The sequence below is a fragment of the uncultured Tateyamaria sp. genome (assembly GCF_947503705.1).
In the GTDB taxonomy this organism is placed as follows: Bacteria; Pseudomonadota; Alphaproteobacteria; order Rhodobacterales; family Rhodobacteraceae; genus Tateyamaria.
The window spans coordinates 79,864-93,077 of record NZ_CANNES010000006.1; the positions used below are offsets into that span (position 1 = coordinate 79,864).

General features: G+C 60.2%; 12 protein-coding genes. 3 read left to right on the top strand and 9 right to left on the bottom strand.

The genetic code is table 11. The features are described 5' to 3' along the window. Positions 1-61 precede the first annotated feature (61 nt). The gene (locus tag Q1A44_RS14325; RefSeq protein WP_299626448.1) at positions 62-814 is read right to left on the bottom strand and encodes a cytochrome c biogenesis protein CcdA; all 753 of its coding nucleotides are present in this window, start codon (positions 812-814) and stop codon (positions 62-64) included. Positions 815-864: 50 nt separating this feature from the next. On the opposite strand from Q1A44_RS14325, the gene Q1A44_RS14330 reads away from it, so the two are divergent. Continuing rightward, on the top strand, positions 865-1,134 hold the full coding sequence (locus Q1A44_RS14330) for a sulfurtransferase TusA family protein (RefSeq protein WP_299626451.1): 270 nt from the start codon (positions 865-867) through the stop codon (positions 1,132-1,134). A gap of 48 nt (positions 1,135-1,182) precedes the next feature. Here the strand turns inward: Q1A44_RS14330 and Q1A44_RS14335 are convergent, their stop codons facing one another. The 7 genes from Q1A44_RS14335 to purC all read right to left on the bottom strand — a co-directional run bounded on the left by Q1A44_RS14335 (position 1,183) and on the right by purC (position 10,036). Next, a complete protein-coding gene (locus Q1A44_RS14335; RefSeq protein WP_299626454.1) occupies positions 1,183-3,957 on the bottom strand; it encodes an Rne/Rng family ribonuclease in 2,775 nt (924 codons plus the stop codon). 447 nt (positions 3,958-4,404) lie between these two features. After that, positions 4,405-5,082, bottom strand: coding sequence for an HAD family phosphatase (locus tag Q1A44_RS14340; protein WP_299626457.1), 678 nt, complete (start codon positions 5,080-5,082; stop codon positions 4,405-4,407). 103 nt (positions 5,083-5,185) lie between these two features. Further along, positions 5,186-6,520 carry a sigma-54 dependent transcriptional regulator gene (locus Q1A44_RS14345; RefSeq protein ID WP_299626460.1) on the bottom strand — a complete coding sequence of 445 codons (1,335 nt, stop codon included), beginning with the start codon at positions 6,518-6,520 and terminating at the stop codon, positions 5,186-5,188. Positions 6,521-6,535: 15 nt separating this feature from the next. Further along, complete coding sequence (locus Q1A44_RS14350; RefSeq protein ID WP_299626463.1) at positions 6,536-8,314, bottom strand: ATP-binding protein; 1,779 nt, start codon at positions 8,312-8,314, stop codon at positions 6,536-6,538. A gap of 37 nt (positions 8,315-8,351) precedes the next feature. Beyond that, entirely contained in the window at positions 8,352-9,020 is a 669-nt protein-coding gene (purQ, locus tag Q1A44_RS14355; protein WP_299626466.1) for a phosphoribosylformylglycinamidine synthase subunit PurQ, read from the bottom strand. Beyond that, positions 9,017-9,247, bottom strand: a complete 231-nt coding sequence (purS, locus tag Q1A44_RS14360; protein WP_299626469.1) for a phosphoribosylformylglycinamidine synthase subunit PurS — start codon at positions 9,245-9,247, stop codon at positions 9,017-9,019. The genes purQ and purS overlap by 4 nt, the downstream gene beginning before the upstream one ends. A gap of 27 nt (positions 9,248-9,274) precedes the next feature. Further along, on the bottom strand, positions 9,275-10,036 hold the full coding sequence (purC, locus tag Q1A44_RS14365; protein ID WP_299626471.1) for a phosphoribosylaminoimidazolesuccinocarboxamide synthase: 762 nt from the start codon (positions 10,034-10,036) through the stop codon (positions 9,275-9,277). A gap of 148 nt (positions 10,037-10,184) precedes the next feature. Here purC and Q1A44_RS14370 point away from each other — a divergent pair, with 148 nt between their 5' ends. Continuing rightward, on the top strand, positions 10,185-10,502 hold the full coding sequence (locus Q1A44_RS14370) for a DUF1476 domain-containing protein (RefSeq protein ID WP_299626474.1): 318 nt from the start codon (positions 10,185-10,187) through the stop codon (positions 10,500-10,502). Positions 10,503-10,949: 447 nt separating this feature from the next. After that, positions 10,950-11,966, top strand: a complete 1,017-nt coding sequence (gene bmt, locus Q1A44_RS14375; RefSeq protein ID WP_299626477.1) for a betaine--homocysteine S-methyltransferase — start codon at positions 10,950-10,952, stop codon at positions 11,964-11,966. Here the strand turns inward: bmt and Q1A44_RS14380 are convergent. Next, positions 11,963-13,039 carry a PA0069 family radical SAM protein gene (locus Q1A44_RS14380; protein WP_299626480.1) on the bottom strand — a complete coding sequence of 359 codons (1,077 nt, stop codon included), beginning with the start codon at positions 13,037-13,039 and terminating at the stop codon, positions 11,963-11,965. The genes bmt and Q1A44_RS14380 overlap by 4 nt on opposite strands. Positions 13,040-13,214: the final 175 nt, after the last annotated feature.

Genomic DNA, 13,214 nt, shown 5'->3' on the forward strand with positions numbered 1-13,214 from the left:
GAATGGCGGCACAGGGCCCCACGTTGGTTTCCAGCCGGTCTTGATTTCAAAGACCAGTGTGTCAACCCAAGGTGGCAAGTGCGGGAAATTGTTCCAACAGCCAGAACGAGAACCGGGTAAACAGGCCCAGCAGCATCGCAGCCCCAACAAAGACCAAAAGCGCGCCCATGACCTTTTCGATCATCGCCATGTGCCGCTTTAACCGGTTCATCACACCCATGGCCCGGCTCATGAACATCGCCGCCAACAGGAACGGAATACCAAGGCCCAAAGCGTAGATACCCAACAGGAATGTTCCGCGGGTCACCGACGCCTCTGACGCGGCGAGTGTCAGGATCGCACCCAGTTGTGGGCCGATACAGGGCGTCCAGCCAAAGGCAAAGGCAAGGCCAAGGATATAGGCCCCAAAGGACGACCCGCCTTGATCACCCGCATCCATGCGGGCCTCGCGGTCGAGAAAGCCGATCCGGTAAACACCCAGAAAGTGCAGGCCAAAGACGATGATCACCGCCCCCGATATCTGCGAAAACAGGATCTGGTTTTGAAGGAAAAACGCACCAAAGGCCGAGGCGGCAAAGCCGAGGAATATGAACACCGTCGACAGGCCCAGCACGAAAAAGAGGGCTGTGATCGTGGCGCGATTGCGCGCGCTGCGCCCTTCAGACATCTCATGCACCGTCATGCCGGACATATAGGCCAGGTAGGGCGGCACAATGGGCAGTACACAAGGGCTGAGAAAGCTTATGATGCCCGCGAACAGTGCCACGGCTATGGCGGGCAATAGGCTCGCATCGATGAGATCAATTCCAAACATGACCCTCGCCTATCCTATCGCGGCCCATCCGTCACGGGACATGCGGTCACATGTCTGTGGACAGACTGAAACATCACGCCTATTTCCCGGGGATGGATGACAAATACACACTCGACGCTGTGGGCTTGCTCTGCCCCCTGCCCGTACTCAAAGCGCGCAAACGTCTGCAATCGCTCGCCCTTGGCGAGGCGTTGACCGTTCTGGCCGATGATCCGGCTGCCGTGGTGGATGTGCCTCACTTTTGTGCTGAGGCCGGGCATGAACTTGTGTCCAGTGATCTGAGCGGACCTGTCCAAAGCTATGTGATCCGCAAAGGATAAAGGGCGCACCCTGCGGCGCGCCCTTTGACCAATTCATCGCTGTCCGGCTTACTTGCCCAGTGACCACCAGCCGCGCTTCTTCGGCTTTGGCGGCTCATCCGGGGTCGCAACCTCTTCCGCAACAGGCTCGGGCGCAGGCTCAGGTATGGCGGCTGCCACAACTGTTTCGGGCGCCGCTTCGGCAATTACTGCTTCGGGGGCCGGGTCTGCCTCCACAGGCTCGGACGGGGCTTCGACCGACGCTGTCACTTCTTCTACCACGGGCTCCGACGCTGCCTGAGCAGGCACCTCAGCGGCGGCCGCTGCGGCCTTGGCCTTGGCACTGGTGGTGCTGCGTGAACGCGTCGTGCGTGGTTTGGGCGCAGGTTTTTCTGCAGCCGCTTCCGCGATAGGTTCTGCTTCGGCCTTGGCCGCAGTGGACGATTTGGATGTCGTCGTGGAGCGGCTGGAACTGCGGGTCCGCGTCGGTGTCTTTTTCACAGGCACGTCTTCTGCGTCCGTAGCGGGTTCTGCGGCGTCAGACGCTGGCGCGGTCTCGGTCGTATCCGCCGCCGGTGCATCCGCCGCAGCGTCGCTGTCAGTCGCCTCTGCACCGTTCTCGGTTGTACCATCCGTTTCAGTCGTTGTGGACGACTTGCTCCGGCTCCGACGACGCCGCCGACGACGACGTTTGGGTTTTGGTTCGCCATCCTCGCCGGTCGTCACATCAGTTTCGGCGACAGCGTCATCCACCTCGGCCTCATCCTCGTCCACCTGATCCATGATCGAGGTGTCCACCGACACAACCGGAGCGGTGGCTACTGGCACAGCCCGCGTGGCGGTCTTGAACTTTTCCAGGGTGAAGTCGGGGCTGACCAGATGCGGCTCACCCTCAACCCGGACCGATAGGCCATAGCGGGCTTCGATATGGGCGATATGCTCGCGCTTTTGATTCATGAGGAAATTGGCGATGCCCACGGGGGCCTTGACCAGCACTTCGCGCGAACGGCGGCGGGTGCCCTCCTCTTCGACCTGACGCAGGATCGACAAGGCGAGATTGTCGTCGGACCGGATCAAACCGGTGCCGTGACAGGCTGCACAGGGCTGTGTCGTCGCCTCAATCATGCCGGGGCGCAGACGCTGGCGCGACATTTCCATCAGGCCAAATCCGCTGATACGGCCCACCTGAATGCGGGCGCGGTCGGTCTTGAGCTTGTCCTTCATCATCTTTTCGACTTTGGCGTTGTTGCGCCGTTCATCCATGTCGATGAAGTCGATCACGATCAGGCCTGCAAGGTCGCGCAGACGCAGCTGGCGCGCCACCTCTTCGGCCGCCTCCAGGTTGGTCTTGGTGGCGGTTTCCTCGATCGAGCCCTCTTTGGTCGAACGCCCCGAGTTCACGTCGATGGCCACCAAAGCTTCGGTGATGCCGATCACGATGTAGCCGCCGGATTTCAGCTGGACAGTCGGGTTGAACATGCCGGCCAGGTACGTCTCGACCTGATAGCGGGCAAAAAGCGGCAGGCTTTCACTGTAAAGTTTAACGTTCTTGGCGTGGGACGGCATGATCATCTTCATGAAATCCTTGGCGGTGCGATAGCCGCGCTCACCTTCCACAAACACCTCGTCGATCTCGCGGTTGTAGAGATCGCGGATCGAGCGTTTGATCAAATCGCCTTCTTCATAGATTTTCGCGGGCGCAATGGATTCCAACGTCAGCTTGCGGATCTGCTCCCACAGGCGGAACAGGTATTCGTAGTCGCGCTTGATTTCGGCCTTGGTCCGCTGCGCACCGGCGGTACGCACGATCAAGCCCGCGCCCTGGGGCACGTCGATCTCGTTGGCGATTTCCTTCAGCTTTTTGCGATCCGCGGCGTTGGTGATCTTGCGGCTGATGCCACCACCCCGGGCTGTGTTCGGCATCAAGACGCAGTAGCGGCCAGCCAGAGACAGATAGGTGGTCAGGGCTGCGCCCTTGTTGCCGCGTTCCTCTTTGACGACCTGCACCAGCAAGATCTGACGAACCTTGATGACTTCCTGGATTTTGTAACGGCGCGGGCGCGGTTTGCGCGGCGGGCGGATGTCATCCTGATCGTCATCATCGGCCACGGTGTCGATGCTGTCATCCTTGGACGCAGCCGAAGATTTCTTGGGGGCGTCCTCTTCGTCGCTGTCGTCGTCGGTGTCCGCATCGGCGTCGGCCGGCGCATCATCAGACGCCGTGGCGCCCTCTGCATTGGCCTCTTCGGACGCGGTCTGTTCAGCCGCATCGTCTGCGACATCTTCCTCGGCCACCGCTTCATCCGCCGCAGGGGTTTCAACGGGTGTTTCCTTGACCGTCTCCATGGGCGAGGCCGCCTCGGAGGCGTCGATCTCGGCCTCGGCACCAGTGTCAGCCTCCAGGTCAATCGTCTCCATCCCGTCGATTTCGGTCGACGTGACAGCATCGTCATTCTTGGCGGCAGCCGCCTTGGACTTGGAAGAGGTCGACCGGCGTCGGGTCGAAGTGGATTTTGGCTTGTCTTCTTCCTCGTCGCGGGCCTTCTGCGCCTCGGCATAAGCGCGCTCTTCGGCCATCAGGGCCTCGCGATCCGCCACAGGGATCTGATAATAATCAGGGTGGATTTCCGAAAACGCGAGGAACCCATGGCGGTTGCCGCCATAGTCCACAAACGCCGCCTGAAGCGACGGCTCGACCCGTGTTACTTTTGCGAGATAGATATTGCCGGCAAGCTGCCGTTTGTTTTCAGATTCAAAGTCGAACTCCTCGACCTTGTTTCCGTCCACCACCACGACGCGGGTCTCTTCCGCGTGGGTGGCATCGATAAGCATTTTCTTGGCCATAGTCTTTCACTGCACGACAGCGCATCAGACGTACCCGGGGGTGCGGCCGATTTGGGGTCGTGTCTATTTTGGGCGATCAGAGATGCGCGGCAGGTTGGGCCGGTTTGGGCCCCTGCTGGGTGATTGTATAAATCAACGCGCATCATCGCGGTTCTTCTCCGACACGGGCACCTCACTGGGGCCGCGCATCCGTTCATTCGCTGCACAAAGGCCTCGGCCTTGCGTCAGCATCTCGTGGCCTGTCTCAAGGCCCAATCGGTCTGTCAGAGGTCTTGCGCGGCGTACCAGCCAGTGTCCGTCCAACAGCGAAACTCAAAATAATGGGATGGCGACGCAGATGCGCGCCGTAAACCCATTGGTTTAGATAAGGCGATTGTGGGGGCAATGACAATGGCCAATCGTTCCGGCACCCACAACTGGTGCGGGAATCGCGTCACGACGCACACGTTAGCCCCGTAAAACACCATTCTGGCAAATCGCACCCAACGTCATCAAAGCCGACGCCAGGTCTGGCGCGACCTGTTGGCCAAGGTCCGGCAAGGGATGGTGCAAGGGCCTTAGATCCGGGATTTGCGTCGTATGGCACCCGGCGCGCACCGCTGATGTTGTGCCTGCATCGCTGTCCTCGAAAGCGGCGCAGAGTTGCGGATCAAGACCCAGACCGGCCGCAGCTTGCATATAAGGCGCCGGGTCTGGCTTGTTTGCGGGCACTTCGTCGCCACCCACCACCAGCTCGAAATGCGCCAGCAGCCCCGCACGTTCCAGATTGCTCCGCGCATGTGCAATATGGGTCGAGGTCACCACAGCCATCCGCGCGCCGGTCTCGGCGAGCGCTTCGATACTGTGGCGTACAGTCGGGCGCAGCGGAACGCCCGCAGCGAGGCTATCGCGGACCCCGGCATGCCAGGCTGCGTTGAACTCATCCACGCCGCCATCTAGGAATTCCGCCAAGAGCGCCCTGCCCCGCACCCCGGAATTGCCCACAAGCCGTAAAGACAGCGCCTCGACATCTGCAGGCGCGTGGCCCTTTGGGACCAGAATATCGAGCATGACACGCTGGTACACCCGCTCGCTGTCGATCAGCAGGCCATCCATATCGAAAAGAAATGCAGCCGGTTTCATCATGTCCGCCCTGTGGTTCATAGGGCTTGTGTGACACGGGTGCGGTGCGATGGAAACGGCCCTCGCCGATCCCACCGGTCACAGATTTCGACAGTTTGAAACAGCCTTACAAATAGTCAGAGCGCTGCAAGCTGTATTTGGCCATCTTTTCGTTCAGCGTTCTGCGCGGCAGGCACAGCTCATCCATGACAGATGCGATGGAACCTTTGTGACGCCGCATCGTGTTGTCGATCAGCATTCGTTCGAACGCCTCGACGTATTCCTTGAGCGGCTTGCCCTCGGTGGTCATGACAGGCTGCATTTCCTCGTGATCGTTCATAAGCAGTGACGCGATAGAGCCTGTGCCACGACGCGCCTGTAACACGGCCCGTTCAGCGATGTTGATCAATTGGCGCACATTGCCCGGCCACGGGGCCTGCAACAGTTGGGCGGCCTCTTGTGCCGAAACCTTTGGCGCGTCACAGCCATATTCATCGGCGAACTGGTCGCTCAGACGGGTAAAGAGCGTCAGGATATCCTCGCCCCGCTGACGCAGCGGCGGCACGGTGATCTTGAGGGCCGCAAGCCGGTAATACAGGTCCGGGCGCAGCGCATCCTCGCAGGTCCGGCCCGCCTCTTGCATGTTGCAGATGCCCACAATGCGGGTTTCCGCCGGTGTGCCCTGTTCGTTTATGACGGATAAAAGGCGGGCCTGCAGCGGCTCGCTCAACGCCTCGATGTCTTCGAGAAGCAGCGTGCCACCCCGCGCCTCTTCGATTGCGGGCAATTGAGCGTCTTCGGGCTGCATCGGGCCAAACAGGCGCTTTGCCAGCGCGTCTTCTTCCCAAGCCGAACAACTGACCAGCACAAATTTCTTGCCCGCCCGCGACCCGACAGCGTGCAAGGCATGAGCGACCAAAGTCTTGCCTGTCCCTGTCTCGCCGTCGATCAGCACATGACCATCGGCTTGGCCGAGATCCAGGATATCCTCGCGCAGTCGTTCCATCACCGGTGACTTGCCGATGAGCTTTTTCATCAGCTGCCCACCATCGCTGAGTTCACGGCGCAATGCACGGTTGTCCATTGTCAGGCGGCGCGCGCCCGTGGCCTTTTTGGCCAGTTCGGACATGCGATCAGGGTTGAAGGGCTTTTCGAGGAAATCGAAGGCGCCGACGCGCATCGCTTCGACCGCCATCGGTACATCGCCGTGCCCCGTGATCATGATCACAGGCAGTGCACTGTCACTGCCCATCAGCTTTTTGAGAAACTGCATCCCGTCCATTCCGGGCATCTTGATGTCTGATATGACAATGCCGGGGTAGTCGGGCCCAAGGTTTTTCAGCGCGTCCTCGGCACTGGCAAAGGTTTCGGTGTCATAGCCCGACAGGGCCAGCCACTGGCTGATGGATTGGCGCATGTCCTGTTCGTCATCGACGATCGCGATCTTCATGGCTTGGGTCATCGGTTCTCTCCCGGCTTATTCCGCCGCTTGGGTCTTGGGGTCCGTATCCTCGACGAGGATCGGAAGCTGCATTTCAAAGACAGCGCCGCCTGCCTGTCCGTTTCGCGCGGTCAGCCGTCCACCCAAATCGTTCACAATGCCCGACGAGATGGCAAGGCCCAAGCCAACGCCGTCTCCTGGCTGCTTGGTGGTGTAAAACGGCTCAAAAAGCTCATCGAGGTCGGCAATCCCGGGGCCATTGTCACGCACAGTCAGCGTAGCGGTCTCCCCCGCTGACAGGATGATATCCACCTGCGGGTCACGGGTGGATTTGGTGGCGTCAATGGCATTGCGCAAGAGGTTCACCATCACTTGCTCGATGCGCATCCGGTCCCCCATCACCATGGCAGGATCAGGGGGCAGTACGCGGTTGATCAGAACCCGGCGTTGACGCAGCTGCGGCTCCATCATCGACAGACTTGAGGCCAGCGCATCGCCCATGTTTACAGGGCTCAGCGCGTCCTGACCCTTGCGGGCATAAGATTTGAGCTGACGGGTGATGGCGCCCATCCGCTCAATCAGATCGTCGATGCGGCCAAAGCTGACCAACGCCTCGTCGGGCCGGTTGCGGCGCAGCAAAAGCCGCGCGCCGGCCAGATAGGTTTTCATCGCCGCCAGCGGTTGGTTCAACTCGTGACTGACGGCGGCCGACATCTCGCCCAAAGCGGCGAGTTTGGACGACTGTTCAAGGGTTTGCTCAGCTACGGCCAAGTCTTCCTGGACCCGTTTGCGCTCGGCGATTTCTCGCTGGAGCTGGGCGTTCAGATGGCGAAGCTCTGCCGACTCGCGCGCCGACAGGGCCAGGCGCAAGGCCGACCTACGGCTCAGCGCATAGAACGCCAGCGCCAGCAGAATCGCGAATCCCATAATTTCGAGCGCCAGTACCCCGTTCACCCGCTCGCGGACCGAGGCATATGTGGTAAAGGACGCCATGCGCCAGCCCCGGAATGGAATACGGGTTTCAAGGCGCATCACACCCTCGCCCTGCAAATAGGCGTCGGGCGGCAGGGCTGTCCAATCGGCGGTTGCCCGAATTGCCCGCTCGATTGCGCTTTGCGGGGTCTGGCGGGCCAAGGCTGCCTCTTCGGTTCGGCCCCGCCAGCGCGGCTCGGTCGCCAAAACGATCTGGCCGACGCTGTCGGTGACCAGAACAGCGGCCGAAATCCCCGACCAGGCCCGTTCGAACTTTTGCAGATCAACCTCGACCACAATAACACCCAACACGTCGCCGCCTGCGGTCACCCGCCGCGAGTAGGTGAAGGAGAAACCCGTGGTCTCCCGGGGGGCGACGGTGAAGATGGTGTCGGCAGCCCGCAAGGCGTCGATAAAGTAAGGCTCCGCCCGATGGGCTGACCCAAGCACGTTGCGGTCGGTGGCAGCCACGGCCCGCCCGTCACGGTCCAGCAGCATCAGGTTTGCGGCCCCAATCTCTTCAACAAAGGAAATCAGACGCTGGGTCGATTGCTGGTAATCCGCCGAATTCAGCGCCCCGATCAAGGTGGGATCACGGGCCAGCAACTGAGGCACAATGGCGCTGCGGCGCAGTTCACTCAGCAGATTTCCGGAATACAGCGCCAGGCGCAGCTCGGCCCGGTTCCGCGTGGTTTCGGTAAACCGGTCGGTAAGCAAACGGTTGGTCATGACCACGGTCACAATGGCCACAACCGTCAGCAACGCCAGCGCAAAGCGTACGCGCCAACTGATGGTGCGAGCGGTTGCTGTGGGGCGAGGCCCAGATGCTGTAGGATTTGCCATGCCGCGCAGCATAAGCCGCGCCCAACGCCTGCTCAAGTCACGCAGATGTCAGCTGCCCCGCCACTGCGCGGAAGAGCGCCTGCCCATCGGTGCCGCCATGGCCCATATCCGCCGCCCGCTCGGGATGCGGCATCATGCCAAGGACGCGGCGGTTCTCTGACAGGATGCCCGCAATATCGCGCAGCGATCCATTGGGATTGTCGGTGTAGGAAAAGGCAATGCGATCCTCGCCCGCCAAGGCGTCCAGTGTCGATTGATCAGCAAAATAGTTGCCATCGTGGTGCGCAATCGGGATGTCGATGACGTCGCCCGCATTGTACCTTTCGGTATAGACTGATTGCGAGGTTTCAACCTTCAGGCCCACAGTCTTGCAGATATATTTCAGGCCCGCATTGCGCAGCAGCGCGCCAGGCAGAATGCCGGTTTCGGTCAACACCTGAAAGCCGTTGCAGACACCCAAGACATAACCGCCGCGATCCGCGTGGGCTTTTACCGCCTGACAGACGGGAGAATTGGCCGCAATCGCGCCACAGCGCAGGTAGTCACCGAAAGAAAAGCCACCCGGCACGCCAACAATGTCAACGCCCTCAGGCAGGTCAGTGTCCTTGTGCCAGACCATTGTGACATCGGCGCCTGCCGCACGAAAGGCCACGGCCAGGTCGCGGTCACAGTTTGAGCCGGGGAAAACGACGACCGCCGCCTTCATGACATGTCGACCCGGTAGGATTCGATCACCGTGTTGGCCAACAGCTTTTCGCACATGGCATTCACGTCGGCCTCGGTTGCGCCGTCGGCCAGATCCAGCTCGATCACCTTGCCCTGACGGACGCCATTCACGCCCTCAAAGCCCAACGCACCCAATGCATGGCGCACGGCATCGCCTTGTGGGTCCAACACACCGGTCTTCAGCATCACATGCACAGTCGCTTTCATGCCCTGCCTTTCATTGTTCAAAAATACTCAATTGATGAGCGTCGGTTTCGTGATCGGGTTCGATGTCTTGGGCAAGACGCCCAGACGACGCGCCACTTCGGTGTAGGCATCGGCCAGATTGCCCAGATCGCGGCGGAACACGTCCTTGTCCAGTTTCTGGCCTGTTTCGATGTCCCACAGTCGGCAGCTGTCGGGGCTGATCTCATCGGCGATGATCAGGCGCATGAAATCACCGTCATAGACGCGGCCAATCTCGATCTTGAAGTCGACCAGACGGATGCCCACAGCCAGCATAACACCAGACAGGAAATCGTTGACGCGCAGCGCAAGGCTCAGAATGTCGTCCATGTCCTGCTGACTGGCCCATCCAAAAGCGGCGATGTGCTCTTCGCTCACCAGTGGATCGCCGAGGCTGTCATCCTTGTAGCAGTATTCGACAATCGGGCGCGGCAGTTGCGTGCCCTCGTCGATGCCAAGCCGGGTGCTCAGCGTGCCTGCGGCATAGTTGCGCACGATCACTTCCAGCGGGATGATCTCGCAGGTGCGGACCAGTTGCTCGCGCATATTGATCCGCTTGATGAAGTGGGTCGGCACACCGATCTGCCCAAGGCCCGTCATAAAGAATTCGCTGAGGCGGTTGTTCAAGACACCCTTGCCCTCTATCACGTCCTTTTTCTGCGCATTGAAGGCGGTGGCGTCGTCTTTGAAATATTGAACGATGGTGCCTGGCTCGGGTCCTTCATAAAGGATCTTGGCCTTACCTTCATAAATCTTCTTGCGTCGCGCCATGGGCGTCCTTTCGCTTCTTCCGGGATACGAGTCTGCCCGGCTTGTGGCCCTCATAAGCAATCAGGGGATACGCCGCAAGCAAAGGGGTTGCACCGGGGCGCGGACCCCCGCATATCTTGTGCAACGACATAGCCCGGAGACGTGACCCATGAGCACCTTTGACGACCGCGAAAACGCATTTGAAAACAAATTCGCCCATGATGCAGAGATGCAGTTCAAGGCAGACGCCCGCCGCAACAAGCTGCTGGGACTGTGGGCCGCCGACCTGATGGGCAAAGCGGGCGACGAGGCTGCGGCTTATGCGCGCGAGGTCGTGAAGTCAGATTTCGAAGAGGCAGGCCACGAGGACGTTTATCGCAAGGTTTCGGGCGATCTGGGCGATTTGGCGAACGAGGCGACAATTCGTGCCAAAATGGCCGAACTGATGACCGAAGCCAAAGCGCAGCTGATGAGCGAAACGGACTGAGATCAGCGGCTTACTGCTAAAACCTAAAGTGAATGCAGCGCGCAAGACCATCGTGGTTTTGCGCGTTTTTTCGTGTCGGAAGTGGTCCTTGCCGGAAGCGCCGACGCACAGCAAGCGCTGACACTTTTATTTGCGGCTTGAGTATTCGACTGTTTCGCAGGCCTCAGCGCCCACCGAACGCGGTTGTGCCCGTACCGCCGGGCGACAGAGGGATCGGTTTTCACTTGTTGCATGTTCAAGTTGGTTGCCATGACCAGTCTTGGCAACACGTCCACATCGGGACAGCGTGCGGTTGAGTGGCATCACCGCCCTCAAAAGATCACGCAGAACCATGCGACCCACCGCCTTTTATCAAACAAACCTCATCATCTTGATGAAGATTATGAACTGGCCTCAAAAAGCGTGCCATGACAGTTAAGCGCACAATCGCGCGCGAAAGGTACATTTATGCCCGATCTTCTTACCCGCATGCTGGCCGCCAAGGGAACGCTTTTGGCAGACGGTGCCACTGGTACGAACCTGTTCAACATGGGGCTGATGTCCGGCGATGCACCTGAACTGTGGAACGAAACGCACCCCGAAAAAATCACCGCCCTCTACAAGGGGGCCGTGGATGCAGGCAGCGATATCTTTCTGACCAACTCTTTTGGGGCCAACGCGTCACGGCTGAAATTGCATGATGCGGGTCACCGCGCCTTTGAGTTAAGCAAGATCGCCGCCGAAATCGGCCGCGAGGTGGCCGACAAGGCGGGGCGCACCGTGATTGTTGCAGGCTCCGTCGGTCCAACGGGTGATATCATGGAACCGGTTGGCACCCTCAGCCACGCCGACGCCGTCGAGATGTTCCATGAAACCGCCGCAGGTTTGAAGGCCGGCGGTGCTGATATCGGCTGGCTCGAAACAATCTCGGCGGCCGAAGAATACCGCGCCGCCGCTGAAGGGTTTGCGCTGGCCGGACTGCCGTGGGTCGGCACCATGAGCTTTGACACCGCAGGGCGTACGATGATGGGTGTTACCAGCAAGGATATGGTCGCCATGGTGTCCAGCATTCCCAACACGCCTGCCGCCTTTGGCGCCAATTGCGGTACAGGCGCCTCAGACCTGTTGCGCACGGTTCAGGGTTTTGCGGCCACCGGCACCGAAATACCGATTGTGGCCAAAGGCAACGCGGGCATCCCGAAGTACCATGACGGTCACATCCACTATGATGGCACGCCCGAGTTGATGGCAGACTATGCCGTCATGGCGCGCGACTGTGGTGCTTCAATCATTGGTGGGTGCTGTGGCACGCAACCGATGCACCTGGAAAAGATGCGCGAGGCGCTCGACACCCGACCCCGCCAACCGGCCCCAACGCTGGACGCTATTGTTTCCGCTCTGGGCGCGTTTTCGTCTGACAGCGACGGGACCGATGGCAATGGCCCACCCGCACGGCGCAAACGCGGACGCGCCCGCGTCGCCTAAAACAGGTCGAGCTGTGCGCTTGGCAGGCGCGGCGGCACAAAAAGGTCGCATCGCATGGGCGGTGCTTTTTCCTTTAACCCCAAACGTTTCATGGCAACGGTAAACCGATGGGCAATGATCTCGGCATAGGGCCCCTCGCCCCGCATCCGGTGTCCCCAACGGGCATCGTAATCTTGCCCGCCATGCATCTCGCGCAAGCGCGCCATGATGCGCGCCGCCCGGTCAGGAAAGTGTTCGGCCAGCCATTCCTGCACCAGTGGCGACACCTCTTGCGGCAGGCGCAGCATGATCCAACTTGCGCTGCGCGCGCCTGCGTCTTTGCCTGCGGCCAGGATCGCCTCAAGCTCGGGGTCGGTCAGGGCAGGCACCATGGGCGAGGCCATGATGCGAACGGGCACTCCGGCTTGCGCCAAACGGCGGATTATCGTCAATCGGCGCCTCGGTGCGGGCGCACGCGGCTCCATCAGCCGCGACAGGGTTGCATCCAGCGTCGTCACCGAAATGCCCACGCGCACCAGCCCCCGCTGCGCCATGCGACCCAGAACGTCGAGATCACGTTCGATCAAGGCCCCTTTGGTGACAATGGCAACCGGATGGCCGCTGGCCTCAAGCACCTCAAGGCAGCGGCGCATGATGCCATGTTCACGTTCAATCGGTTGATACGGGTCCGTATTGGTTCCGATTGCCAACGGGGCGACCTTGTAGGATTTGCGGGCCAACTCGGTCCGCAACACCTCGGGCGCATCCGGGCGCGCAACCAGTCTTGTTTCAAAATCCAATCCCGGCGAAAGGCCCAGATAGGCATGGCTGGGCCGGGCAAAGCAGTAGACACAACCATGTTCGCAGCCACGGTAGGGATTGATCGACCGGTCAAAAGGCAGATCGGGCGACCGGTTATAGCTGATGATGCTGCGCGGCCGTTCCACCGACACTTGTGTGCGCAAGATCGGCAAATCCTCTTCCCGGTCCCAACCATCCGCTTCCGCATGGCGGCTGACGCGGTCATAACGGCTCACTCTGTTGGACACCGTACCCCGGCCCCGAGGCTGTGCGCTTTGCAAATCAGGTTTCATCACGATATTTTGGAACAAATAAAGAACAAACGCCAGAAAAGAGTTGTAAATCAGTCCGCTTTGGCGGGTTTTCACGCCCAAACCGATCTTTGGCGTCGCGCACAGCGCCGCCCATGTCGCAATTTGAAAATTCCGCTGCGACATATTGGACCATAAACCAAGAAACATCAGCAGG

Bases quoted from the DNA above. Each gene is read 5' to 3' on its own strand.
- Q1A44_RS14325 (WP_299626448.1), bottom strand. From the start codon at position 814: ATGTTTGGAATTGATCTCATCGATGCGAGCCTATTGCCCGCCATAGCC.
- Q1A44_RS14330 (WP_299626451.1), top strand. From the start codon at position 865: ATGTCTGTGGACAGACTGAAACATCACGCCTATTTCCCGGGGATGGAT.
- Q1A44_RS14335 (WP_299626454.1), bottom strand. From the start codon at position 3,957: ATGGCCAAGAAAATGCTTATCGATGCCACCCACGCGGAAGAGACCCGC.
- Q1A44_RS14340 (WP_299626457.1), bottom strand. From the start codon at position 5,082: ATGATGAAACCGGCTGCATTTCTTTTCGATATGGATGGCCTGCTGATC.
- Q1A44_RS14345 (WP_299626460.1), bottom strand. From the start codon at position 6,520: ATGACCCAAGCCATGAAGATCGCGATCGTCGATGACGAACAGGACATG.
- Q1A44_RS14350 (WP_299626463.1), bottom strand. From the start codon at position 8,314: ATGGCAAATCCTACAGCATCTGGGCCTCGCCCCACAGCAACCGCTCGC.
- purQ (WP_299626466.1), bottom strand. From the start codon at position 9,020: ATGAAGGCGGCGGTCGTCGTTTTCCCCGGCTCAAACTGTGACCGCGAC.
- purS (WP_299626469.1), bottom strand. From the start codon at position 9,247: ATGAAAGCGACTGTGCATGTGATGCTGAAGACCGGTGTGTTGGACCCA.
- purC (WP_299626471.1), bottom strand. From the start codon at position 10,036: ATGGCGCGACGCAAGAAGATTTATGAAGGTAAGGCCAAGATCCTTTAT.
- Q1A44_RS14370 (WP_299626474.1), top strand. From the start codon at position 10,185: ATGAGCACCTTTGACGACCGCGAAAACGCATTTGAAAACAAATTCGCC.
- bmt (WP_299626477.1), top strand. From the start codon at position 10,950: ATGCCCGATCTTCTTACCCGCATGCTGGCCGCCAAGGGAACGCTTTTG.
- Q1A44_RS14380 (WP_299626480.1), bottom strand. From the start codon at position 13,039: ATGAAACCTGATTTGCAAAGCGCACAGCCTCGGGGCCGGGGTACGGTG.